The organism is Achromobacter sp. T5-5, from assembly GCF_055397965.1.
Map to the genome: position 1 here is coordinate 18,550 of NZ_AP027919.1, position 22,503 is coordinate 41,052.

The 22,503-nt window shown below is 66.6% G+C and carries 21 protein-coding genes; 18 read left to right on the forward strand and 3 right to left on the reverse strand.

What is annotated here, in order from left to right; translation table 11 throughout:
• The first annotated feature begins 134 nt into the window (after window positions 1-134).
• The 3 genes from dnaA (at window position 135) to gyrB (ending at window position 5,249) form a co-directional block, all read left to right on the forward strand.
• A complete protein-coding gene (gene dnaA, locus ACZ50Q_RS00095; RefSeq protein ID WP_076518251.1) occupies window positions 135-1,592 on the forward strand; it encodes a chromosomal replication initiator protein DnaA in 1,458 nt (485 codons plus the stop codon).
• A gap of 2 nt (window positions 1,593-1,594) precedes the next feature.
• Entirely contained in the window at window positions 1,595-2,704 is a 1,110-nt protein-coding gene (dnaN, locus tag ACZ50Q_RS00100; RefSeq protein ID WP_056327779.1) for a DNA polymerase III subunit beta, read from the forward strand.
• Between the two features lie 97 nt (window positions 2,705-2,801).
• Window positions 2,802-5,249: a DNA topoisomerase (ATP-hydrolyzing) subunit B gene (gyrB, locus tag ACZ50Q_RS00105; RefSeq protein ID WP_092577198.1), complete on the forward strand. Its 2,448-nt coding sequence runs from the start codon at window positions 2,802-2,804 to the stop codon at window positions 5,247-5,249.
• 73 nt (window positions 5,250-5,322) lie between these two features.
• On the opposite strand, the gene ACZ50Q_RS00110 is transcribed toward gyrB, so the two are convergent.
• Complete coding sequence (locus tag ACZ50Q_RS00110; protein ID WP_464080153.1) at window positions 5,323-6,255, reverse strand: LysR substrate-binding domain-containing protein; 933 nt, start codon at window positions 6,253-6,255, stop codon at window positions 5,323-5,325.
• A gap of 171 nt (window positions 6,256-6,426) precedes the next feature.
• On the opposite strand from ACZ50Q_RS00110, the gene ACZ50Q_RS00115 reads away from it, so the two are divergent.
• From ACZ50Q_RS00115 to ACZ50Q_RS00140, 6 genes are all read left to right on the forward strand, one after another.
• A complete protein-coding gene (locus ACZ50Q_RS00115; RefSeq protein ID WP_076518243.1) occupies window positions 6,427-7,338 on the forward strand; it encodes an amino acid ABC transporter substrate-binding protein in 912 nt (303 codons plus the stop codon).
• A 90-nt stretch (window positions 7,339-7,428) separates the two neighbouring features.
• Window positions 7,429-8,196 carry an amino acid ABC transporter permease gene (locus tag ACZ50Q_RS00120; RefSeq protein ID WP_464080154.1) on the forward strand — a complete coding sequence of 256 codons (768 nt, stop codon included), beginning with the start codon at window positions 7,429-7,431 and terminating at the stop codon, window positions 8,194-8,196.
• A 1-nt stretch (window position 8,197) separates the two neighbouring features.
• Window positions 8,198-8,887, forward strand: a complete 690-nt coding sequence (locus ACZ50Q_RS00125; RefSeq protein ID WP_464080155.1) for an amino acid ABC transporter permease — start codon at window positions 8,198-8,200, stop codon at window positions 8,885-8,887.
• A 64-nt stretch (window positions 8,888-8,951) separates the two neighbouring features.
• On the forward strand, window positions 8,952-9,686 hold the full coding sequence (locus ACZ50Q_RS00130) for an amino acid ABC transporter ATP-binding protein (protein ID WP_076518234.1): 735 nt from the start codon (window positions 8,952-8,954) through the stop codon (window positions 9,684-9,686).
• A gap of 5 nt (window positions 9,687-9,691) precedes the next feature.
• Window positions 9,692-10,753 carry a threonine aldolase family protein gene (locus ACZ50Q_RS00135; protein ID WP_092577193.1) on the forward strand — a complete coding sequence of 354 codons (1,062 nt, stop codon included), beginning with the start codon at window positions 9,692-9,694 and terminating at the stop codon, window positions 10,751-10,753.
• Between the two features lie 40 nt (window positions 10,754-10,793).
• Window positions 10,794-11,699, forward strand: coding sequence for an EamA family transporter (locus ACZ50Q_RS00140; protein ID WP_464080156.1), 906 nt, complete (start codon window positions 10,794-10,796; stop codon window positions 11,697-11,699).
• A 71-nt stretch (window positions 11,700-11,770) separates the two neighbouring features.
• On the opposite strand, the gene ACZ50Q_RS00145 is transcribed toward ACZ50Q_RS00140, so the two are convergent.
• Window positions 11,771-12,067, reverse strand: coding sequence for an acylphosphatase (locus ACZ50Q_RS00145; RefSeq protein WP_464080157.1), 297 nt, complete (start codon window positions 12,065-12,067; stop codon window positions 11,771-11,773).
• A 165-nt stretch (window positions 12,068-12,232) separates the two neighbouring features.
• On the opposite strand from ACZ50Q_RS00145, the gene ACZ50Q_RS00150 reads away from it, so the two are divergent.
• Together ACZ50Q_RS00150 and ACZ50Q_RS00155 are read left to right on the forward strand one after the other, a co-directional pair.
• Window positions 12,233-13,129 carry a phytanoyl-CoA dioxygenase family protein gene (locus ACZ50Q_RS00150; RefSeq protein ID WP_076518224.1) on the forward strand — a complete coding sequence of 299 codons (897 nt, stop codon included), beginning with the start codon at window positions 12,233-12,235 and terminating at the stop codon, window positions 13,127-13,129.
• A gap of 204 nt (window positions 13,130-13,333) precedes the next feature.
• Window positions 13,334-14,497 (forward strand): alpha-hydroxy acid oxidase, encoded by a 1,164-nt coding sequence (locus ACZ50Q_RS00155; protein WP_076521877.1) that lies wholly within the window; start codon window positions 13,334-13,336, stop codon window positions 14,495-14,497.
• A gap of 90 nt (window positions 14,498-14,587) precedes the next feature.
• Here ACZ50Q_RS00155 and ACZ50Q_RS00160 read toward each other — a convergent pair whose 3' ends face one another.
• Window positions 14,588-15,430: an IclR family transcriptional regulator gene (locus tag ACZ50Q_RS00160; RefSeq protein ID WP_092577190.1), complete on the reverse strand. Its 843-nt coding sequence runs from the start codon at window positions 15,428-15,430 to the stop codon at window positions 14,588-14,590.
• A 211-nt stretch (window positions 15,431-15,641) separates the two neighbouring features.
• On the opposite strand from ACZ50Q_RS00160, the gene ACZ50Q_RS00165 reads away from it, so the two are divergent.
• The 7 genes from ACZ50Q_RS00165 to ACZ50Q_RS00195 are packed head-to-tail and all read left to right on the forward strand — an operon-like array spanning window position 15,642 to window position 22,414.
• Complete coding sequence (locus tag ACZ50Q_RS00165) at window positions 15,642-16,712, forward strand: ABC transporter ATP-binding protein (RefSeq protein WP_092577188.1); 1,071 nt, start codon at window positions 15,642-15,644, stop codon at window positions 16,710-16,712.
• A gap of 1 nt (window position 16,713) precedes the next feature.
• Entirely contained in the window at window positions 16,714-17,604 is an 891-nt protein-coding gene (locus ACZ50Q_RS00170) for an ABC transporter permease (protein ID WP_464080158.1), read from the forward strand.
• An 18-nt stretch (window positions 17,605-17,622) separates the two neighbouring features.
• A complete protein-coding gene (locus ACZ50Q_RS00175) occupies window positions 17,623-18,417 on the forward strand; it encodes an ABC transporter permease (protein WP_464080159.1) in 795 nt (264 codons plus the stop codon).
• Window positions 18,418-18,454: 37 nt separating this feature from the next.
• Window positions 18,455-18,796 (forward strand): (2Fe-2S)-binding protein, encoded by a 342-nt coding sequence (locus tag ACZ50Q_RS00180; RefSeq protein ID WP_464080160.1) that lies wholly within the window; start codon window positions 18,455-18,457, stop codon window positions 18,794-18,796.
• Complete coding sequence (locus tag ACZ50Q_RS00185; protein ID WP_464080161.1) at window positions 18,793-20,178, forward strand: FAD/NAD(P)-dependent oxidoreductase; 1,386 nt, start codon at window positions 18,793-18,795, stop codon at window positions 20,176-20,178. The genes ACZ50Q_RS00180 and ACZ50Q_RS00185 overlap by 4 nt, the downstream gene beginning before the upstream one ends.
• The gene (locus ACZ50Q_RS00190) at window positions 20,175-21,347 is read left to right on the forward strand and encodes an NAD(P)/FAD-dependent oxidoreductase (RefSeq protein ID WP_092577180.1); all 1,173 of its coding nucleotides are present in this window, start codon (window positions 20,175-20,177) and stop codon (window positions 21,345-21,347) included. Before ACZ50Q_RS00185 ends, ACZ50Q_RS00190 begins: the two co-directional genes overlap by 4 nt.
• Window positions 21,344-22,414, forward strand: coding sequence for an ABC transporter substrate-binding protein (locus ACZ50Q_RS00195; RefSeq protein ID WP_175493095.1), 1,071 nt, complete (start codon window positions 21,344-21,346; stop codon window positions 22,412-22,414). Before ACZ50Q_RS00190 ends, ACZ50Q_RS00195 begins: the two co-directional genes overlap by 4 nt.
• The last annotated feature ends 89 nt before the right edge of the window (window positions 22,415-22,503 follow it).

Genomic DNA, 22,503 nt, shown 5'->3' on the forward strand with positions numbered 1-22,503 from the left:
GAAAAGCCCACCATTTCAGCAAGTTTTCCCTGTCTTGTCAAACAGTTAAGCCCGGGCCTTGTAGACGCTCATGGCCCTCCCTGTGGATAACCCCAGCCCAGGCAAGGTAGAATCGAGGTTTGAATAAGAGCGACATGAAAGAATTCTGGCAGACCTGCGTCAGTCGTCTTGAGCAGGAACTCCCCCCCCAACAAATCAGCGCGTGGATACGACCGCTGGTCCCGCTTGCGTACGACGAAACGCAGGCGGTGCTGCGCGTTGCCGCGCCCAACCGCTTCAAGCTGGACTGGGTGCGCAAGAACTTTTCCCACCAGATCGAAGCGTTGGCCGCGGAGTGGTTCAAGCGTCCGGTTCAGGTGCTGTTCGAGCTGCCCTCCCACGGCGCCGCGCCCCGCATGCCGGTCGCGCCCGTGCGATCGCAGCAGCCCCAGCCCACGCACCTGTCCGCCGCACCGCCCTCGGGCGCAGCGCCGCCGGTGAACGTCACGGTGACGACCGCTCCGCCCCCGCCGGCGACGACCGTCGCGGCGCAGGCCGTGAATGCGGATGCCGCCAACATCGTGTACGAGCGTTCGCGCCTGAACACCGACCTCACGTTCGAGAACTTCGTGACCGGCAAGGCCAACCAGCTCGCGCGCGCCGCGGCGCTGCAGGTGGCCGAGAACCCGGGCACCTCGTACAACCCGTTGTTCCTGTACGGGGGCGTGGGCCTGGGCAAGACCCACCTGATCCACGCCATCGGCAACGCCATGGTCGCGGCGGGCACCGGGGTGCGCGTGCGTTACGTGCATGCCGACCAATACGTGTCCGACGTGGTCAAGGCGTACCAGCGCAAGGCATTCGACGATTTCAAGCGCTACTACCATTCGCTGGACCTGCTGCTGATCGACGACATCCAGTTCTTCTCCGGCAAGAACCGCACGCAGGAAGAGTTCTTCTATGCGTTCGAGGCGATGGTCGCGCAGCGCAAGCAGATCATCATCACCAGCGATACGTATCCGAAGGAACTGTCGGGCATCGACAGCCGCCTGATCTCGCGTTTCGACTCCGGCCTGACGGTGGCCATCGAGCCGCCGGAGCTGGAGATGCGCGTGGCGATCCTGCTGCGCAAGGCGGAATCCGAAGGCGTGCCCATGCCCGAGGAAGTGGCGTTCTTCATCGCCAAGCACCTGCGCAGCAATGTGCGCGAACTGGAAGGCGCGCTGCGCAAGGTCCTGGCCTACGCGCGCTTCCATGGCCGCGACGTGCTGACGGTCGACGTCTGCAAGGAAGCGCTGAAGGACCTGCTGTCGGTGTCCAACGGTCAGATCACCGTCGAAAACATCCAGAAGACGGTCGCGGACTTCTACAAGATCAAGGTCGCGGACATGTATTCGAAACGCCGGCCGGCCAATATCGCCTTGCCGCGCCAGGTCGCGATGTACCTGGCCAAGGAGCTGACCCAGAAAAGCCTGCCGGAAATCGGCGATTTATTCGGCGGCCGTGATCACACCACGGTGCTGCACGCCGTTCGCAAGATTTCCGATGCCCGCGCCAAGCAAGCGGAGCTCAACCATACCCTGCACGTGTTGGAACAAACTCTAAAAGGATGAACATGCAACTCGTACAAACCACACGCGATGCATTGCTGAAACCGCTGTCGACTGTGGCGGGCATCGTCGAAAGACGCCATACCCTGCCCATTCTTGCGAACATCCTGATGCGCAAGGAAGGCAACAAGGTTGCCTTCATTGCGACCGACCTGGAAGTGCAGATCACCACGCACGCCGACTTTGGCGTCGGCCAGGACAACGAGTCCACCACGGTGGCCGCGCGCAAGCTGCTGGACATCCTGAAGGCCCTGCCGGACACGGGCGACGTGCGCCTGGCCCTGGCAAGCAACAAGCTGTCGGTGCAATCCGCCAAGAGCCGCTTTGCGCTGCAGACGCTGGCCGCCAGCGAGTTCCCCACCGTCGCTCAGCCTGAGCAGTGGGACGTCTCGCTGACCATGCCGCAGCGCACCCTGCGCCACCTCTTCAACATGGTGCACTTCGCCATGGCCCAGCAGGACATCCGCTACTACCTGAACGGCATGCTGCTGGTGTTCGAACCGGGCCGCGTGCGCGCCGTTGCCACCGACGGCCACCGTCTGGCGCACTGCTCCACCGAAGCCGACGGCATCGCCGAGCGCCACGAAGTCATCGTGCCGCGCAAGACCGTGCTGGAAATGCAGCGCCTGCTGGAAGACTCCGACGAGACCGTCTCCATCGACGTGGCGCCGGGCCAGATCCGTTTCCGTTTCGGCGACGTCGAGCTGGTGTCCAAGCTGGTCGAAGGCAAGTTCCCCGATTTCACGCGCGTGATTCCCACGAACTACACGCGCCACTTCCTGGTCGGCCGCGAAGCGCTCCAGGGCAGCCTGCAGCGCGCCGCCATCCTGACCACGGACAAGTTCAAGGGCGTGCGCCTGCAACTGGCGCAGAACCAGATGAAGATCTCGTCTTCCAACGCCGAGCAGGAAGAGGCGCAGGAAGAAATCGACATCGACTACAGCCATGAAGCGCTGGACGTCGGTTTCAACGTCGGCTATCTGCTGGACGTGCTGTCCAACGTGAAGGTCGACAACATCCAGTGGTCGGTGATGCCCGACGCCAATGCGTCGGCGCTCATCACGCTGCCCGAAGACGACCAGTTCAAGTACGTCGTCATGCCCATGCGGATCTGATCCGCTCCCCACTCGTGGGTTTGTGCCGCTTGCGGACCGGACGGTTCGCGGGCGGTCCGGCCGCAAGGCCGTTCTTTAAAGCGTTATCGATACAGACATGTCAGATCAGCAGAACACCACTCCCGAGACCAGCGGCTACGGCGCTGACTCGATCAAGATGCTCAAGGGGCTGGAGGCCGTGCGCAAGCGCCCCGGCATGTACATCGGCGACACGTCCGACGGCACGGGTTTGCACCACATGGTGTTCGAAGTTGTCGATAACGCCATCGACGAAGCCCTGGCCGGCTACTGCGACGACATCGTCGTCACCATCCACACCGACAATTCCATTTCGGTCACGGACAACGGCCGCGGCATCCCCACCGATATCCACAAGGACGACGAATTCCACCGCAGCGCGGCGGAAATCGTCATGACCGAACTGCATGCGGGCGGCAAGTTCGACCAGAACTCGTACAAGGTGTCCGGCGGCCTGCACGGCGTGGGCGTGTCCTGCGTGAACGCGCTGTCTGAATGGCTGCGGCTGACCATCCGCCGCAACGGCCAGGTGCACCAGATGGAATTCCGCCAGGGCGAGCGCGTCGCGCCCCTGGCCGTGACCGGCACGACCGACAAGCGCGGCACCGAAGTGCGCTTCCTGGCCGACCCGATCATCTTCAACAACATCGAATACCACTACGAGATCCTCTCCAAGCGCCTGCGCGAGCTCTCGTTCCTGAACAACGGCGTCAAGATCCGCCTGATCGACCAGCGCCAGGGCAAGGAAGAGAACTTTGCCTTCTCGGGCGGCGTGAAGGGCTTTGTCGAATACATCAACCGCGCCAAGACCGTGCTGCACCCGAACGTGTTCTCGGTGTCCACCGAGTCCTCGGCCGGCGGCGTGTCGGTGGGCGTGGAAGTGGCGATGCAGTGGAACGACAGCTACAGCGAAAGCGTGCTGTGCTTCACCAACAACATCCCGCAGCGCGACGGCGGCTCGCACCTGACCGGCCTGCGCGCCGCGATGACGCGCATCATCAACAAGTACATCACGGACAACGAACTGGCCAAGAAGGCCAAGGTCGAGACGTCTGGCGACGACATGCGCGAAGGCCTGGCCTGCGTGCTGTCGGTGAAGGTGCCCGAGCCCAAGTTCAGCAGCCAGACCAAGGACAAGCTGGTGTCCAGCGAAGTGCGTCCGGCCGTCGAAGAAGCCGTGGCCCGCACGCTGGAAACCTGGCTGCTCGAACATCCCAACGACGCCAAGGCCCTGTGCAACAAGATCGTCGAAGCCGCCCGTGCCCGCGAAGCCGCGCGCAAGGCGCGCGAAATGACGCGCCGCAAGAGCGTGCTGGAAGGCGCCGGCCTGCCCGGCAAGCTGGCCGACTGCCAGGAAAAGGATCCGGCGCTGTGCGAGCTGTACATCGTCGAGGGCGACTCGGCAGGCGGCTCGGCCAAGCAGGGCCGCGACCGCAAGTTCCAGGCCATTCTGCCGCTGCGCGGCAAGGTGCTGAACGTCGAGAAGGCGCGCTTTGACCGCCTGATCGCCAGCGAGCAGATCGCCACGCTGATCACGGCGCTGGGCACCAGCATCGGCCCGGATTTCAACGTGGAAAAGCTGCGCTACCACCGCCTCATCATCATGACTGACGCGGACGTCGACGGCGCGCACATCCGCACCCTGCTGCTGACGCTGCTGTACCGCCAGATGCCCGAGCTGGTGCAGCGCGGCTACGTGTACATCGCCCAGCCGCCGCTCTACAAGGTCAAGGTCGGCCGCGAAGAGCGCTACCTGAAGGATGACCAGGAAGAAGCGCAGTTCATGCTGACGCTCGCCCTGAAGGACGCCGAGATCATTTCGGGCGGCAACATCATCCGCGGCGAAGAGCTGAGCGAACTGGCCCGCCAGTACGTGGCGGCCGACGGGGTCATCGCCCGCCTGGCGCGCGTGTTCGACGTGGGCGCGCTGTCGGCCATGGCCGAAGGCGTGGAGATCAACCTGGAAACGGCCGAGTCCACCGCGGACTCCGCCAAGCGGTTGGCCGACGCCATGCGCGATCCCATCAACGGCAACGGCGTCGAAGTCGTGCCGCAGTTCGACGAGGCCACCGAGCGCCATCGCCTGTCCGTGCAGCGCATGCATCACGGCAACGTGCGCGTCAGCATCATCGACGCCGACTTCGTCAATGGCTCGGATTACGCCATCCTGTCCAAGGCCGCCAAGAGCTTCCTGGGCAAGGTCGGACCGCGCTCGATGGCCGCCCGCGGCGAAGGCGACAAGCGCAAGGAGCAGCCGGTGTCCGACTTCCGCGAGGCCATGCAATGGCTGCGCAGCGAAGCCGACCGCAGCATCTCCAAGCAGCGCTACAAGGGTCTGGGTGAAATGAACCCCGAGCAGCTGTGGGAAACCACGATGGACCCGAAGGTGCGCCGCCTGCTGCGCGTGCAGATCGAGGACGCCATCGCGGCCGACGAGGTCTTCACGACGCTGATGGGCGACGACGTGGAACCGCGCCGCAACTTCATCGAAACGCACGCGCTGTCGGCGGGCAATATCGACGCCTGATCGCCTGCCGTGCGCACCGCAAAGGCCAGCCCATCGGGCTGGCCTTTTGTTTTGCGAAGCGGGCCGCGGCGGTCTACCGCGGCGGGCGCGCCTTCAAATCCCCCATCTCTTCCAGCATGAGCTGGTGCGCGTAGCGCGAGAAGACGCTGACCAGGCGCGTGCGCGTGTGGTACGGCGGATACAGCAGCGCCACCGTGACCGGCACCGCCGGGCTGAACGGTCGGACCTCGACGCCGTTGGCCTCGTATTCCTCGCGCGCGGCCAGCGGATTGATCAGCGCCACGCCCAGGCCCGCGCCCACCAGCCCGCAGACCGACGAACCCAGCCCGGCTTCGGCCACGGTGCGGCGCTCGACCTTGGCGGATTTGAAGACGGCGTCGATGCGCTCGCGCAGCGGCGTGCCGCTCGTAAAGTCCACGAAGGGCTCGCCCGCGAAGTCGGCGGGCTTGAGCTTTTTCAGTTTGGTCAGGCGGTGTCCGCGCGGCAGCACCGCCACGCAGCTCATCGTAAGGACGGGTTCGACCTGGATGCCGGGGGTCTCCCCCGAGAGCATCGCCAGCCCGGTGTCGCAGAATCCCGAACTGATCCAGTGGTGGACCGTGCTGGCGTTGCCGGAGTGGATTGCCACCATGACGTCCGGGTACTCCGTCTTGAAGGCCGCGACGATGCGCGCCAGCAGGCCCCCGGCCAGCCGGGGCATGGCCGCCACGCTCAGGCGGCTGGCGCTGAACGAGCGGATGCTGGCGGCGGCCGATTCCAGTCCGGCCAGCCCGATGAAGGTCTTTTCCACCTCCTGGAAGAAGCGCGATCCGTCCTGCGTGGGGCTCAGGCGGCTGCCATTGCGGTCGAACAAGGGAAACTGGGTGATGGCTTCCAATTGCGCAATTAAGCGGCTAACGTGCGGCTGCGAGGTGTGCACTCGCCGGGCCGCTGCGGTCATGGAGCCGGTCATCATGACGGCGCGGAACGCCTCGATGTGCCGCAAGCCCATCCGGGGAATAGCCATATCAAATCCGTATAGAGGAATTCCTGATTGGAACTGGATAAAACCATACTGCTAGTTGATACTTTTTGCCAGCCGCGGGGCTCATCGCGGGACGCGGCGGTATTCAGCCGGGCTGGATCCGCCGATCGTGAACATAATCATGCGCCGCATGCACGGCGCCAAGGGAATCAGATGAAAGCACTTGCCGCGATCTCCGTCGCCACCGCCCTCCTGGGCGGCGCCGCGACGGCTCATGCCGAAGCCCCCAGCCGCCTGGACAAGATCCGGGAAACCGGCGTCATCACGCTTGGCCACCCCGAGACGTCGGTGCCGTTTGCGTACCTGGACGGCAACCAGAAGCCGATCGGCTACACGGTGGAGATCTGCCAGGAAGTCGCCAAGTATGTGCAGCAAGCGCTGAAGCTGCCCAAGCTCGAGGTCCGCTACAACCCGACGACGTCGGCCACGCGCATCCCGCTGCTGGCCAACGGCACCATCGACCTGGAATGCGGCAACACCACCAACAACGAAGCGCGCCACAAGCTGGTGTCGTTCGCGCCCACGACCTTCGTGGCGCAGGTGGTGCTGGTGGCGCGCAAGGACGGCGGCGTGAACCCCAACGACCTGACCTCGTTCCGCGGCAAGACCATCGCGGCGCAGGCGGGCGGCCAGACGTTCAAGCTGATCTCGCAGCTCAATGCGCAGGGCAACCTGGGCATTTCCATGGCGCCCACCAAGGACACCGCCGAGACCATCCTGATGGTGGAATCGGGCCGCGCCGCGGGCTCGGCCAACGACGACGGCATCGCCTACGGCGCCGTGGCCTCGTCCAAGAACCCGGATGCCTTCGTGATCGGCACCAAGGGCCTGGAAATGGCGCCCTACGGCATCATGCAGCCCAAGGACGACCCGAAGTTCAAGAAGGTCATCGATGACGCGGTGCTGGACCTCATCAAGACCGGCAAGGTCGCCGCGCTGTACGACAAGTACTTCAACTCGCCGATCCCGCCCAAGCAGATCAACCTGAAGTACCCCATGAGCGACGCCCTGAAGCGCGCCCTGGCCAATCCGACCGACTCGGGCGATCCCAAGGCCTACGAGTAAGCAGTCGAGCGCGGGACGCAGCGCGTCCTGCGGCGCGAAACGCGGGCAAGGACGCCGGCCCCGGCCGGCGTCGCGATCAAGGGCGAGGGCATGAATTACAACTGGAGCTGGAGCGTATTCCTGGAGATGTCGCCGGACGGCGTGCATACCTTCCTGGAAACGATCCTGATCGGCGTGGGCTGGACGCTCGCGCTGGCACTGACGGCATGGGTCTTCTCGCTGTTGCTGGGGTCTTGCCTGGGCGTGATGCGCACGGCGAGTTCGCGCGTCATGAACATCGCCGGCACGAGCTATGTGGAGCTGTTTCGCAATATCCCGCTGCTGGTGCAGATGTTTCTCTGGTACTTCGTCCTGCCTGAGCTGCTGCCGCATGCCTGGGGCCTGGCGATGAAGCAGATGCCGCAGCCGTGGGGGCAGTTCCTGCCCGCCGTGCTGTGCCTGGGTTTCTATGGATCGGCGCGCGTGGCCGAGCAATTGCGCGCGGGCATCCAGTCGCTGCCGCGCGGCCAGTTCCAGGCCGGCACCGCGCTCGGGCTGACCGAGGCGCAGGTCTACCGCTACGTCATCCTGCCCGAGGCCTACCGCATCGTCCTGCCGCCGCTGACGTCGGAGTTCATGGGCACGATCAAGTACTCGTCGGTGGCGCTTACCATTGGCCTGCTCGAGTTGACGGGACAGGCGCGATCCATGGCGGAATTCAGCTTCCACATCTTCGAGGCCTTCTCCGCCGCGACGGTGATCTACCTCATCATCAACGGCATCGTCGTGCTGGGCATGCGCACGCTGGAACGCCGCGTCGCGGTGCCGGGCCTGATCGGGTCGGCGTCGCGTAGCGTTCCTGCCGGATCGGGGCGCTGACATGGGCCAATTCGATTTCGACGTCATCCGCGGCGCGCTGCCGTATCTGTTCCAGACCGGCATGACGTTCACGTTGACGCTGACCGTGCTGGCGGCGGTGATGGGGCTGGCGCTGGGCACGCTGCTGGCGATGATGCGGCTGTCGCGGTTCAAGTGGCTGTCGGTGCCGGCGGGCATCTACGTGAACGTGATGCGGTCGATCCCGCTGCTGCTGGTGATCTTCTGGTTCTACTTTTTGATGCCCTACATCGCCGCGTGGATCGTGGGGTCGCCCACGCCCTTGCGCGTGGGCGCCTTCAACTCGGCGGTGATCACCTTCACGCTGTTCGAGGCTGCGTACTTCTGCGAGATCATGCGCGCCGGCATCCAGTCGATCGCGCGCGGCCAGGTCTCGGCCAGCATGGCGCTGGGGCTGAATCATTGGCAGGGCATGCGCTACGTGGTGTTGCCGCAGGCGCTGCGCAACATGGTGCCGGCGCTGCTGACGCGCGTCATCATCCTGTTCCAGGACACCTCGCTGGTCTACGTGCTGTCGCTGACCGACTTCCTGGGCGCGGCGTCCAAGATCGGCCAGCGCGACGGACGGCTGGTGGAACTTTATCTCTTCGTGGCGGTGGTGTATTTCGTGATTTGCTTCACGGCATCGCGTCTGGTCAAGCAGCTCGAAAAGCGCACGCGGGTGCTGCGCTGATCCGCGCGTGGCGACTCACACGTTATCCACAGGTTCAATGATGCAACGTTCTTCCAATCCCCCGATGATCGAGATCCGGCAGGTCAGCAAGTGGTATGGCGATTTCCAGGTGCTGGACGATTGCAGCACCACGGTGGGCCGCGGCGAGGTCGTGGTGGTGTGCGGTCCGTCCGGGTCCGGCAAGTCGACGCTGATCAAGACGGTGAATGCCCTGGAGCCCTTCCAGAAAGGCGAGATCGTGGTCAACGGCGTGTCGGTGGGCGATCCGCGCACCGACCTGCCCAAGCTGCGCGCGGTGGCTGGCATGGTGTTCCAGCACTTCGAGCTGTTCCCGCACCTGTCGGTGACCGAGAACCTGTGCCTGGGCCAGGTCAAGGTGCTCAAGCGTGGCAAGGACGAAGCGCGCCAGCGCGCCCTCGCCCTGCTCGAGCGCGTGGGCCTGTCGGCGCACAAGGACAAGCACCCCGGTGAACTGTCCGGCGGCCAGCAGCAGCGCGTGGCGATCGCCCGCGCGCTGTCGATGGATCCGGTGGTGATGCTGTTCGATGAGCCCACGTCGGCCCTGGACCCCGAGATGGTGAACGAGGTGCTGGACGTGATGACGGACCTGGCCGGCGAAGGCATGACGATGATGGTGGTGACCCACGAGATGGGGTTTGCGCGCCGCGTCGCCGACCGTGTGATCTTCATGGACGGCGGCAAGATCGTCGAGGACTGCCAGAAGGAGCAGTTCTTCGGCAACGTCGAGGAGCGTGCCCCGCGCACGCGCCAGTTTCTTTCCAAAATTCTGCAGCATTGATAGCCATGACCCAGCGGAACCCCGCCGACCCTCCCCCTCCCTCCGTCGTCGACCTGCGCAGCGATACGGTCACCCATCCCACCGCGGCGATGTACGAGCGCATGCGTACGGCCCCAATCGGCGACGACGGGCTGGATGGCGACCCCACGGTGCGCGAGCTGGAAGCCTGCGTGGCGGCCAGCCTGGGCAAAGAGGCGGGCCTGTTCGTGCCGAGCTGCACGATGGCCAACCTGCTGGCCGTGCTGGCGCAGACGCAGCGCAGCGAGCAGGTGGTGCTGGAATCGACTGCCCACATGTACACGTCCGAACGGGGGGCGGCCACGTTCACGGGCCTGTTCTACCAGGGCGTGTCCGGCAGCGCCGGCGCGATGGACCTGAATCGTCTCGAAGAGGCGTTGCTGACCGGCGGGCACCGGCTCAAGACGTCGCTGGTTGCGATGGAAACGTCGCACAACAACGCGGGCGGCACGGTGCTGCCGCTGGATCACATGCAGGCCGTGCACGGCATGGCGCAGGCGGCCGGGGTGCCGGTGCACCTGGACGGTGCGCGCCTGTTCAACGCAGCCGTGGCGCTGGGCGTGCCGGCCGCCGACATCACCCGCCATGCGGACACCGTGGCGCTGTGCCTGTCCAAGGGCCTGAGCGCGCCGGTGGGGGCGGTGCTGGCGGGCAGCCAGCCGGTGGTGGCCAAGGCGCGCACGCTGCGCCGCATGCTGGGCGGCACGCAGCGGCAGTCGGGCATCATGGCGGCCGCCGGCCTGGAAGGCGTGCAGCATATGGCGGCGCGCCTGGCCGAAGACCATGTGCGGGCGCGGCGCCTGAGCGACGGCGTCAACGGTCTGGCGCCGGCGTTGTCGGCGACGGTGCCGCAAACCAACATCGTGCAGGTCGAAACCGCCGAGACCGGCATGACCAATGCGCAGTGGGTCGCGGCCCTGCAGGCCCGGGGCGTGCTGACGCGTCCGTGGGGCCGCACGCGGCTGCGTTGCGTGACGCATCGTCATATCGGCGACCAGGACATCGACGCCGCGATCGCGGCGTTTGCAGGGGTGCTGGACGCGCGCTGATTTCAGCCGGTTTTGAGGTGGGCGATGCGATAATCGCGCGATGTCCACCACCCAACTTTCCCGAAAAGACTATTTCTGCGCCTTGGCAGTGGTGGTCATCTGGGGCCTGAATTTCGTCGTCATGAAGGTCGGCATGCGGGGCTTGTCCCCCATGATGCTGGGCGCGCTGCGATTCGCGCTGGCGGCCTTCCCGCTCATTCTCTTCGTGCGCATGCCGCGATTGCCGTGGCAGTGGGTCGCGGCCTACGGCCTGGTCCAGGGACTGGGGCAGTTCGGCCTGCTCTTTACCGCGCTCAAGTTTGGCATGCCGGCGGGCATGGCTTCGCTGGTCATCCAGACGCAGGCCTTCTTCACGCTGTTGCTGGCGGCGCCTGTCCTGCATGAGCGTGCGCGCCGCCACCACTGGCTCGGCCTGGGCGTGGCCGCGGTGGGGCTGGCGGTCATTGCCGGGGGGCGCGGCGACGGGCCTGGGCAGATGGCGATGCTGGGCTTTGTCCTGACCCTGGGCGCCGCCCTCATGTGGGCGGTGTCGAATCTGATCGTGCGGCTGGCCAGCCGCAAGGCGCCCGGCTACGACCCGTTCGCGTTCATCGCCTGGAGCAGCGCCGCCCCGGTGCTGCCCTTCCTGGCGCTGGCCATCCTGATCGACGGCTGGGAGCCGGTGCTGGGCATGGTGACCGGCATGGGCTGGGGCGAGGCGCTGTCGGTACTCTACCTGGCGGTGCTGGCGACGCTGCTTGCCTATACCCTGTGGACGCGGCTGCTTTCGCGCCACCCCGCGGCCAAGGTCGCGCCGTTCTCGCTGCTGGTTCCGGTGGTGGGATTGTGGGCCGCGTCGATGGCGTTCGGCGAACGGCTGCAGCCCCTGCAATGGCTGGGCGCCGCGTGCGTCCTGTCGGGGCTGGTCATCAACCAGGTCGGCGGACGCTGGGTGCGCTCGAACTAGGTCCGGCCCACCGATCGTAGGCGGCGTCCTCGTCCTGCCGGATTACGTCAAGCCGCCTAGGGCCGACGGCGTCAAAGCTGCTCGAAGCGGATGTAACGCTTATCGGTGTACTCCCGGCGCGTGATGATCTCCTGAACGGATGCGCCGGGCGGTCCGCGCCGCAACCATTCCAGCATGTGATCGACCTGGTCGGGCGTGCCCTGCACCAGCGCCTGCACTGTGCCGTCGAGCATGTTTTGCACCCAACCCATCGCGCCCAGCATGTGCGCGCGCCGCACCGTGGCATGACGGTATCCCACGCCCTGCACCGTGCCGCTGACGGTGACGTGGACGGTTTCGATATGGGTATCGGCCTTAGGGTCTTGCATGGGTTTTTCCTTCGGATGATGCGCCGCCATGCGCGGGAAGCGTAGGCGGAAACGGCTACAGCGGATGGTCTATAGGCCCGTGGGGCTTCGAAGCGATACGTTAGAGCACATGTCAAAACGTGCCAGCCAAGAAATACCCATTATCAAGAGCTTGGAGAAGCCATCATGGAAGAGACCAGTTTGTTGTCGGAAGCCGAGACAGCGCTCTACAGGGAGCAGGGTTACCTCGCCCTGAAGGACGTGTGCCCGCAGGATGAGGTCGGCTACATCCGCCGGACGCTGCTGGACTTGTTCGCGAACAAGACGGGTTACAACGAGGGCGCGCAGTATGACTTCGTCAGCCGTGACGACCCCACCAAGCCCGCCAAGTTTCCGAGCCTGCATGATCCGCGCCATTATGCCCCGGGCCTGCTCAAGACGGTTTACCACGAACGCACGCTCGAGCTCGCGCGGCAGCTTCTTGGACCGCAGGCCGCCCTGTATGGCGAACACGCGCTGCTCAAGCCCGGCCCGCACGGACCCGAAACGCCCTGGCACCAGGACGAGGCGTTCCGCTCGCCGGATTTCGTCTACAACGAGCTGAGCATCTGGCTGGCGCTGCAGCCCGCCACGGTGGAGAACGGCTGCATGCAGTTCCTGCCGGGCTCGAACAAGTGGGACGTGCTGGAGCACCGCTCGCCGGGCGGCGACAAGAGCCTGCACCCGCTGGAATGCTGCGGCGACTTTCCGCGCGAGCAGGCGGTGGCCGAGCCCCTGGATCCGGGCGGCATCACCGTGCACGACGCGCGCACGCTGCACTTCACCGGGCCCAACACCTCGCAGTCGCCGCGGCTGGCGTACATCCTCATCTACAACACGCCGCCGGTGTACAAGCCCGGACGCCGGGAATTCCCGTGGCTGGAAGGCCGCTGGACCGACAGCCAGACGCGCAAGAAGCAATGGCACAAGCGCGGTGGATTGGCGGTGGATGTGATGCGCCGACTGCCGGGCGCGCGGTTGACCAGCCCGCGCTGGGTGGCGTGGGCAACGATCCGCGCGGTCAGCAAAGTGTGGCCGCGCTAGGGCTGGGCGTGCAGGGGCCGTAGAGCCTTTGCGCAGGGGGGCGAACGGGGCCGGCAAGCGACGCTTGCCGGCCTCGGCGCGTATACTGGGCGGCGCCGCGCGGGGATGAACCTGGCGCGGCGGCCCGGCAGCCCAAGGCTGGCGGCCAGCAGCAAGAAAAACGAGTCGCAGCTGGCGCACCCCTATCACTCCACAGACCTCTCCATGACCGCTAACCTTTCTACGATCACCTGCATCGAAGATTTGCGCGTTGTTGCGCAGAAGCGCGTGCCGCGCATGTTCTATGACTACGCCGATTCCGGCGCCTGGACCGAAGGCACCTATCGCGCGAACGAAAGCGACTTCCAGAAGATCAAGCTGCGCCAGCGCGTGGCGGTGAACATGGAAGGCCGGTCGCTGCGCACCACCATGGTGGGGCAGGACGTGGTCATGCCGCTGGCGATTTCGCCCACGGGCCTGACCGGCATGCAGCACGCCGACGGCGAGATCCTCGCGGCCAAGGCCGCGGCCGACTTCGGCGTGCCGTTCACGCTGTCCACCATGAGCATCTGCTCGCTGGAAGACGTGGCCCAGGCCACGAAGAAGCCCTTCTGGTTCCAGCTCTACGTGATGCGCGACCGTGAATTCGTGGCCAACCTGATCGACCGCGCCAAGGCGGCCGGCTGCTCGGCGCTGGTCCTGACGCTGGATTTGCAAATCCTCGGCCAGCGCCACAAGGACATCAAGAACGGGCTGTCCACCCCGCCCAAGCCCACGCTGCGCAACCTGATCAACCTGGCGACCAAGCCGCGCTGGTGCATGGGCATGCTGGGCACCAAGCGCCGCACCTTCGGCAACATCGTGGGCCACGCCAAGGGCGTGAGCGACCTGTCGTCGCTGTCGTCCTGGACCGCCGAACAGTTCGATCCCCGCCTGAGCTGGGATGACGTGGAGTGGATCAAACAGCGCTGGGGCGGCAAGCTCATCATCAAGGGCATTCTTGACGTCGAAGACGCGCAGCTCGCGGCCAACAGCGGCGCGGACGCGCTCATCGTCAGCAACCACGGCGGACGCCAGCTCGACGGCGCCATGTCCTCGATCGCGGCCCTGCCCGGCATTGCGGATGCGGTGGGCTCCAAGATCGAAGTGTGGATGGACGGCGGCATCCGCTCCGGCCAGGACATCCTGAAGGCGGTGGCGCTGGGCGCGCGCGGAACGATGATCGGCCGCGCCTTCCTGTATGGGCTGGGCGCCTATGGCCAGGCCGGCGTGACCCGCGTGCTGGAGATCCTGTACAAGGAAATGGACACGACGATGGCGCTGTGCGGCCGTCGCTCGATCGAGCCCGGCGACCGCAGCATCCTGCTGCCGGGCACGTATCCGACCTGAGCGCCTGCGCGCAGGCACGAAGGGAAGAAGGCACGAAGGCCCGGGCAACCGCTGCCCGGGCCTTTTCGTTTCTACGGGCGACGCGCCGGTCTATGCCCCGTTGCCGGTGCCCAGGAACTGGCTGGGACGGCGCAGGGCCGGGTCGAAGGGATTGATCTGCGCGCCCACCGCATCGGCCTCGCGCCGCAGCATTTCCAGGATCAGCGGCAGCCGCTCGTCGCTGATGCGTTCGATGGGCGCCGCCACGCTCAGCGCCGCCACCGTGACGCCGTTGGGATCGTAGACCGGCACCGCCAGCCCCGCGATGTTGGGAAACACGCCCTGGCCCTGGCTGCGCGCATAGCGGCGTTCCAGGCATTCCTTGATGCGCACGCGCATCGAGATCTCGTCCACGAAGCCCAGATGGTGCAGGCGCGGGATGTTGAAGCGGATGACCTCTTCGCGCTCGGCTTCGGGCAGGCTGGCCAGCAGCACCAGGCCGCCCTGCCCCATGCCCAGCGGCACGCGGCCGCCGATGTCGCCCGTGTGCGAGCGCACCGGGAATGCGCCGTCCACGCGATCGACGCAGACGGCGTCAAAGCCGCTGCGGACCAGCAGGAAGATGGTGTCGTTGAGCATGCCCGACAGGCGCAGCATGGCCGGCCGGTACAGGCTGCGCAGGCTGGACTGGTGATTGCCGGCGGCGGCGGCCAGCGAGAAAAAGGCGACGCTCAACTGGTATCCCTTGCTTTGCGCCGGCTGCTCGACCACGCCTTCCTGCATCAGGCCCTGCAGCACCCGGTGCACCGTGGCCTGCGCCTGTCCCGTGCGGGCGGCGATGTCGGTCAGGCGCAGTTTTTCTCCCTTGGCGTCGGCCAGCACGCGCAGCACGGCGAACGCCCGCTGCAACACCCCCTGGCCTGCGGAATCGTCCGGCGCTTCTGATTTCTTCATTGTGATATTCCGGCAAATAAAATAGTCAGACGTATTTTTATCAATAAATTCAGTCTAGCGGAAATAACAGATAAAAAATTCGATTCTTCGGAAAACCCTAATTGCCCTGGGTTTTGGCGCCTCCTAGACTGCGTCATCAGATAAGCAGCCTGGGCGGTCATCGAAGCCCGCCGGGCGGCGCAGGGCCCGAAGGGGCCACGGGGTTTGAAAAATGGCATTTCTGCGGCTGGACAACGTCTCCAAGAACTACGGCAATCTTCGGGTCGTCTCGGACCTGAGCCTGGCGGTCGAAAAGGGCGAGTTCGTCTCCCTGCTCGGCCCCTCGGGCTGCGGCAAGACCACCACGCTGCAGATGATCGCGGGCTTTGCCGAGGTGACCTGCGGGTCCATCACGCTGGACGGACGCGACATCACGCACGCCAAGCCGAACACGCGTGGCCTGGGCATCGTGTTCCAGAGCTATGCGCTGTTTCCGCACCTGACCGTGGCGGACAACGTCGCCTTCGGCCTGAAGATGCGCAAAGTCGAGCGGGCCGAACGCCAGGACCGCGTGCGCGAGGCGCTAGCGCTGGTCAAGCTGGACAAGCACGCCGACCGCTTCCCGCGGGAGCTGTCGGGCGGCCAGCGGCAGCGCGTGGCGCTGGCCCGCGCCCTGGTGATCCGCCCGCCCGTGCTGCTCTTGGACGAGCCGCTGTCCAACCTGGACGCCAAGCTGCGCGAAGAGATGCAGTTCGAGCTGCGCAGCATCCAGCGCAAGATCGGCACCACCACGGTCATGGTCACGCACGACCAGGCCGAGGCCCTGTCCATCAGTGACCGCGTCGTCGTCATGCAGGACGGCCGAGCCACGCAGGTGGACCCGCCCTATCGCATGTACGAGCATCCGCAGACCGAGTTCATCTCGCGCTTCGTGGGCAAGACCAACCTGCTGGCGGGCCGCGTCACGCGCTGCGGCGAGCGGGCCGAAGTCCAGGCCGGCGCGCTGCACTTGCTGGTCGACGGCGAAGGCCTGCGCCACGGCGACGACGTGCAGTTGTCGCTGCGGCCAGAAAAGCTGGTGCCCGTGCCGGCCGGCCAGGGCAAGCTTGCCTGTGTCGTCAACACGCGCTATTTCCTGGGCAGCCAGTGGATGTACGACCTGGATTCGCCCGTGGGGGCGCTGACCGTCCTCACGCCCAACGACGGCCGCCGCCCGCACGACGACGGCGAGCAGATCGGGCTGGACTGGGCGGACGGCGTGCTGCGCGTCCTGCGCGCGCCCGCTGCGGCCGCGGCGGCCTGACATGGCGACCCTGACGCAACGCGGCGCCGCCGCCAGCCTGCCCAAGCCGCGCAACGACGGCCTGCTCGCCATCCTGGGGTCGATCCCGCTGGCCATCGTGTTCCTCACGCTGGTGCTGACCCCGCTGGCGCTCACGTTCGTCCTGTCGTTCCGGCCGTTCGATTACGCCACGGGCATCCTGCCCGGCCACACGTTCGAGCATTACCTGGCGGTGGTCACCGACAGCTACTTCATCGAAATCTTCTGGCGCACCTTCTGGATCGCCGGCGTCACCACGCTGATCTGCGTGCTGATCGGCGCGCCGGAAGCCTACATCCTGTCGCGCATGGGCAAGCCCTGGCGCTCGATTTTTCTCCTGGTCGTGCTGTCGCCGCTGCTGATTTCGCTGGTGGTGCGCGCGTTCGGGTGGAGCATGCTGCTGGGTCCGGCCGGGCCGATCGGCAAGGCGGCCGCGGCGCTGGGGCTGGGATCGCTGCTGTATACGCCCACCGCCGTCATCATCGGGCTCGTCCACGTCATGTTGCCCTTCATGGTGATTCCGGTGTGGACCTCGCTGCAGAAGCTGGACCCCACCGTCGAACATGCCGCGCTGTCGCTGAACGCCTCGCGCTTCCAGACGCTGACGCGCATCGTCCTGCCGCAGGCCATGCCGGGCATCCTGTCCGGCAGCCTCATCGTGTTCGGCCTGTCGGCCAGTTCCTTCGCCATCCCCGCGCTGCTGGGCGGGCGGCGCCTGAAGATGGTGGCCACGGTCGTGTACGACGAGTTCCTCACCGAGCTCAACTGGCCGCTGGGCGCCGCCATCGCGATCGTGCTGCTGATCGTGAACGTGCTCATCATGATGGCGTACAACCGCGTCGTCGAACGTTCTTACCGCCGCAGCCTCGGCTGACCCGCGCAAGGAATCGAAATGCAGAAAAACGGTCCTTTCGCGCTGGCGTTCAACTTCCTGGTGGTGGCGTTCGTGCTGGCGCCGCTGGTCATCGTGTGCCTGGTGGCGTTCACGCCCGAATCGACGCTCACCATGCCCACCACACGCTTCTCGCTGCGCTGGTTCTACGCGGTGTTCGAGCATCCCAACTTCATGCAGGCGTTCAAGAACAGCCTGTGGCTTGCCTTTCTGTCGGCCAGCATCGCCGTGTGCCTGGCGGTGCCCGCCGCCATCGCCATCACGCGCTATCGCTTCCCCGGCCGCGATGTGCTGAACGGCCTGTTCCTGTCGCCCCTGATGATTCCGCATCTGGTGCTGGGCGTCGCGCTGCTGCGCTTCTTCGCGCTGATGGGCATGGCCGGCAGCTTCCCCTGGCTGGTGGCCAGCCACGTGGTCGTCATCACGCCTTACGTGATGCGTCTGGTGATTGGCGCGCTCGTCGGCTTTGACCGGTCCATCGAGCACGCGGCGCTGTCGCTGGGCGCCAGCCGCGCCAAGGTGTTCTTCCTGGTCACCCTGCCGCTCATCATTCCCGGCGTGTCGGGCGGCTGGCTGCTGGCCTTCATCAACAGCTTCGACGAACTGACCATGTCGGTGTTCATCACCGCCCCGTCCACGATCACCCTGCCGGTGCGCATGTACATGTACGCCACGGAATCCATCGACCCGATGATGGCCGCCGTGTCCGCGCTGGTCATCGCGCTGACGGCCGTGACCATGCTGCTGCTGGATCGCGTGTATGGACTGGACCGCGTCCTGGTGGGACAGAAATGAAGTCGCTGCCGACAGCCGCAAAGGAGAGGCGGGCAACATGGCAATCCTGAAACGCCTGGCCGAAACCGGCCGCCCCGCCTTGACGTTCACCTTCGACGGACAGGCCTGCACGGCGCTGGCCGGCGACACGGTGCTGACCGCCGTGCTGACCCAGGCCGAGCGCCTGCGCGTGTCGGAATTCGGGGGCGGCCCGCGCGCGGGCTTCTGCATGATGGGCGCCTGCCAGGACTGCTGGGTGCAGCGCGAGGACGGCGAGCGCGTGCGCGCCTGCTCCACCTACATCGAACCCGGCATGCGGCTGCAAAGCGTGGCGGCGGCGCCCGCCTCGGCGCCCGGCGCCCTGTCGGTCGCGGCCTGGCCCGAGGACGACGCGCCATGAGCATCGTGATGCCTGTGATCGTCGGCGCCGGCCCGGCCGGTATCCGCGCGGCCCAGACGCTGGCCGCGCAGGGCCTGCGCCCCGTGATCCTGGACGAAGGGCTGCGGCCCGGCGGCCAGATCTACCGGCAGCCGCCGCCCGGCTTCAAACGGCCCAAATCCGCGCTCTACGGATTCGAGCACCGCAAGGCCGACGCCGTGCACCGGGTCATTGACGCGCTGCAGACCCAGGTGGAATACCGCCCCGGGTGCCTGGTGTGGAACGCCGAAGGCAAGACGCTGGACGTGCTGCGCGATGGGGTCAGCACCGCGGTGCCCTATACCCACCTGATTCTTGCCACCGGCGCCACCGACCGCGTGCTGCCGTTTCCCGGCTGGCTGACGCCGGGCGTCTACACGCTGGGCGGATCGCAGGTCGCGCTCAAGCACCAGGGATGCGCCATCGGTGAGCGCGTCGCGTTCATGGGCACCGGACCGCTTCTTTATCTGGTGGCCTACCAGTACGCCAAGGCAGGCGCGAAGGTCGCGGCGGTGCTGGACACGTCGCGCCTTGCCGACCGCGCGGCCGCGCTGCCGGGCATGCTGTGCGCGCCCGGGCTGCTGGCCAAGGGCCTCTACTACATGGCATGGCTGCGCGCGCACGGCGTGCCGCTGCGCAGCGGCGTGCGCCCTGTCGCGGTGACAGGCAAGGACCGCGTCTCGGGCCTTGCGTATCGCCAGGGCGGTCGCACGCATACGGTGGAATGCGACGCGGTCGGCTTCGGCCTGTCGCTGCGATCCGAAACGCAACTCGCCAGCCTGGTCGGCTGCGAATTCGCCTACGACGAGCGCGACCGCAACTGGGTGCCGCGCCGCGACGCCGCCGGCCGCAGCAGCGTGGCCGGCGTCTATGTGGCCGGCGACGGCGCGGCCATCGGCGGCGCCGACGCGGCCGAACTCGCGGGCGAACGCGCGGCCCTTGCGCTGCTGGAAGACACGGGGCATCCGCACGACGTTCGGCGCGCGCGAACGCTGGAAACTCGCCTTGCGGCGAACGGCCGCGTGCGCGACGCGCTGGAACGCGCCTTCCCGTTTCCGCAGGACTGGGCCGCGGCCATCGCCGACGACACGGTCGTCTGCCGTTGCGAGGAAGTCACCGCCGGCACCATCCGCCAGGCCCTGCGGGAGAACGGCGTGCGCGAAGTGAACCGCCTGAAGGCGCTGACGCGCGTGGGCATGGGCCGTTGCCAGGGCCGCATGTGCGGCGTCGCGGGGGCCGAGGTCCTGGCGCATGCCGCGGGCTGCGCGCCGCAGGCGGTCGGCCGCCTGCGCAACCAGCCGCCGGTCAAGCCCATCCCCGTCAGCGTGGTGTGCCTGGAACGACCCGGGAAGAAGGCGGCATGATGCAGCGCATCGACACCGAAGTGACCATCATCGGCGGCGGCATCGTCGGTGGCAGCGCCGCGCTCTTCCTGCGGCGCCAGGGCGTGCCCGTGGTGCTGCTGGAGGCGGCGCTGTGCGGCGCCAAGGCCAGCGGCGTGAACTACGGCGGCGTGCGCCGCCAGGGCCGCGGACTGGAACAGATGCCGCTGGCGCGGCGCGCCCACGAACTGTGGGGCAAGCTGCCCGAACTGATCGGCAGCGACGGCGAGTACGTGCGCTCCGGCCACCTCAAGCTGGCCTGCTCCGAATCGGACCTGGCGCTGCTGCACGCGTATCGCGACAGTACGCGCGGCTTCGGAATGGACCTTGAACTCCTGGACCGCCGCGCGCTGGCGCGGCGCTTCGGCTGGCTGGGGCAGGACGTGGTGGGCGGGTCTTTCTGTCCCGAAGACGGTCACGCCAATCCGCGCCTCGTATCGCCGGCCTTCGCGCGCGCGGCCCGCGCGCTGGGCGCCGACGTGCGCGAAGGCGTGCGCGTCACCTCGGCCGTGCACGACGGTTCGCGCTTCATCGTGCGGGCCGGCGACGCGCTCGAAGTGCGCTCGCGCTTCCTGCTCAATTGCGCGGGGGCCTGGGCCGGGCGCTTCGCCGAAAGCTTTGGCGAAGCCGTCCCGGAGACCGCCATCCATCCCTTGATGATGGTGACCGAGCCCCTGCCGGTATTCATGGACGTGAGCCTGGGCATGCAGGGCGGCGGCATCTATGCGCGCCAGGTCGCGCGCGGCAACTGCGTCATCGGCGGCGGCCGCGGGGTCTCGGTGGACCCCGACTACGCCCGCCCGGGGCGCGCCAATCTGGGCGCGCTGATGGCCAACGCCGCCAAGCTGCTGCCGGCGCTGCGCGGCGCCCAGGTCATCCGCTTCTGGACCGGCGTCGAAGGCAACATGCCCGACCACAATCCCGTACTGGGCCCGAGCGCCACCGTGCCGGGTCTCTTCCATGCCTTCGGCCTGTCCGGCGCGGGCTTTCAGATCGGCCCCGCCGTGGGCGAAGTGCTGTCCGAGCTGGTGGTGCACGGCCGATCCTCCATTCCTATCGATGCCTTCCGCATTGAACGGTACGCGTCCGCCGCTCACGGCGCCGCAGACCGGCCTGAGAGTGTTCGTGAGCAAACGCTGGAGTCACCATGATGCATAAGAAACAGGGCGCGCTGCGCCTGACCAAGGGGAAGCGGCTGTTGGGCGCGGCGGTGCTGGCATTGCTGTCTGCCGGGGCCATGGCGCAACAGAAGACGCTGTACGTCGGCATGAACGGCGGCGACATGGAACGCGCCTTCACGCAGCACGTGTTCCCGGACTTCGAAAAGGCCAACAACGTGAAGATCGTCGTGGTGCCCGGCACCTCGACCGACGTGCTGGCCAAGGCGCAGGCCTACAAGGACAACCCGCAGATGCACGTCATGTTCCTGGACGACGGCATCATGGCCCGCGCGATCTCCATGGGCCTGTGCGCGCAGCTCAATGACGACCCCGTCCTCAAAGAGCTGTACCCCACCGCCCTGATGAAAGACCGCATGGCCGCGGGCATCGACATCGGCATGACCGGCCTGGGCTACAACACGCGCCTCTTCCAGAAGAACGGCTGGGCGCCGCCCACCTCGTGGCTGGACCTGGCCGACCCCAAGTACAAGGGCAAGGTCGTGTTCCAGTCCGCGTCGGGCAGCACCTTCGGCCTGCACGGCTTCCTGATGTTCAACCGCATCGAAGGCGGCAACGACCAGAACTACGATCCCGGCTTCAAGAAGTGGCCCTCCACCATCGGCCCCAACGTGCTGGAATACATTCCCAACTCCGCCAAGCTGGCGGAAATGATCCAGTCCGACGAAGCCGCGATCTTCCCGCTCACGCCCACCGCCATCGCGCGCCTCAAAAAGCGCGACATCCCCGTGGAATACGCCCAGCCCAAGGAAGGCTCCGTCATCCTGATGGTCGGCGAATGCGTCATCGCCAAGAACAGCGAGCCGGAGCTGGCGCAGAAACTCGCGCTGTACCTGCTGTCCGCCAAGGCCCAGGCCAAGGCCCTGGAAATGGGCGGACACTTCCCGTCCAACAAGAACGTCCAGGCGCCCGCCAACAACGCCGACACCCTCAAGCGTTTCCAAGGCTACATGGCGAACGCCAAGATCCTGGATTGGGACCAGATCAACGCGGCCCGGCCGGCCTTCAACGCCCGCTGGAACCGCACGGTCGAACGTTGACGACCGCGCGGACGGCGCGCCTGTGGACAACCCGCAGGCGCGCCGTCCGCGTCACCGCCAGGGCGAACGCGCCCGCACCCTTGCAAGGA

Coding starts and splice junctions, on each gene's coding strand:
- ACZ50Q_RS00140 (WP_464080156.1), top strand. CDS start 10,794: ATGTCCACCACCCAACTTTCCCGAAAAGACTATTTCTGCGCCTTGGCA.
- ACZ50Q_RS00195 (WP_175493095.1), top strand. CDS start 21,344: ATGATGCATAAGAAACAGGGCGCGCTGCGCCTGACCAAGGGGAAGCGG.
- ACZ50Q_RS00165 (WP_092577188.1), top strand. CDS start 15,642: ATGGCATTTCTGCGGCTGGACAACGTCTCCAAGAACTACGGCAATCTT.
- ACZ50Q_RS00135 (WP_092577193.1), top strand. CDS start 9,692: ATGACCCAGCGGAACCCCGCCGACCCTCCCCCTCCCTCCGTCGTCGAC.
- gyrB (WP_092577198.1), top strand. CDS start 2,802: ATGTCAGATCAGCAGAACACCACTCCCGAGACCAGCGGCTACGGCGCT.
- ACZ50Q_RS00185 (WP_464080161.1), top strand. CDS start 18,793: ATGAGCATCGTGATGCCTGTGATCGTCGGCGCCGGCCCGGCCGGTATC.
- dnaA (WP_076518251.1), top strand. CDS start 135: ATGAAAGAATTCTGGCAGACCTGCGTCAGTCGTCTTGAGCAGGAACTC.
- ACZ50Q_RS00170 (WP_464080158.1), top strand. CDS start 16,714: ATGGCGACCCTGACGCAACGCGGCGCCGCCGCCAGCCTGCCCAAGCCG.
- ACZ50Q_RS00120 (WP_464080154.1), top strand. CDS start 7,429: ATGAATTACAACTGGAGCTGGAGCGTATTCCTGGAGATGTCGCCGGAC.
- ACZ50Q_RS00145 (WP_464080157.1), bottom strand. CDS start 12,067: ATGCAAGACCCTAAGGCCGATACCCATATCGAAACCGTCCACGTCACC.
- ACZ50Q_RS00175 (WP_464080159.1), top strand. CDS start 17,623: ATGCAGAAAAACGGTCCTTTCGCGCTGGCGTTCAACTTCCTGGTGGTG.
- ACZ50Q_RS00115 (WP_076518243.1), top strand. CDS start 6,427: ATGAAAGCACTTGCCGCGATCTCCGTCGCCACCGCCCTCCTGGGCGGC.
- ACZ50Q_RS00155 (WP_076521877.1), top strand. CDS start 13,334: ATGACCGCTAACCTTTCTACGATCACCTGCATCGAAGATTTGCGCGTT.
- ACZ50Q_RS00190 (WP_092577180.1), top strand. CDS start 20,175: ATGATGCAGCGCATCGACACCGAAGTGACCATCATCGGCGGCGGCATC.
- dnaN (WP_056327779.1), top strand. CDS start 1,595: ATGCAACTCGTACAAACCACACGCGATGCATTGCTGAAACCGCTGTCG.
- ACZ50Q_RS00160 (WP_092577190.1), bottom strand. CDS start 15,430: ATGAAGAAATCAGAAGCGCCGGACGATTCCGCAGGCCAGGGGGTGTTG.
- ACZ50Q_RS00150 (WP_076518224.1), top strand. CDS start 12,233: ATGGAAGAGACCAGTTTGTTGTCGGAAGCCGAGACAGCGCTCTACAGG.
- ACZ50Q_RS00130 (WP_076518234.1), top strand. CDS start 8,952: ATGATCGAGATCCGGCAGGTCAGCAAGTGGTATGGCGATTTCCAGGTG.
- ACZ50Q_RS00180 (WP_464080160.1), top strand. CDS start 18,455: ATGGCAATCCTGAAACGCCTGGCCGAAACCGGCCGCCCCGCCTTGACG.
- ACZ50Q_RS00110 (WP_464080153.1), bottom strand. CDS start 6,255: ATGGCTATTCCCCGGATGGGCTTGCGGCACATCGAGGCGTTCCGCGCC.
- ACZ50Q_RS00125 (WP_464080155.1), top strand. CDS start 8,198: ATGGGCCAATTCGATTTCGACGTCATCCGCGGCGCGCTGCCGTATCTG.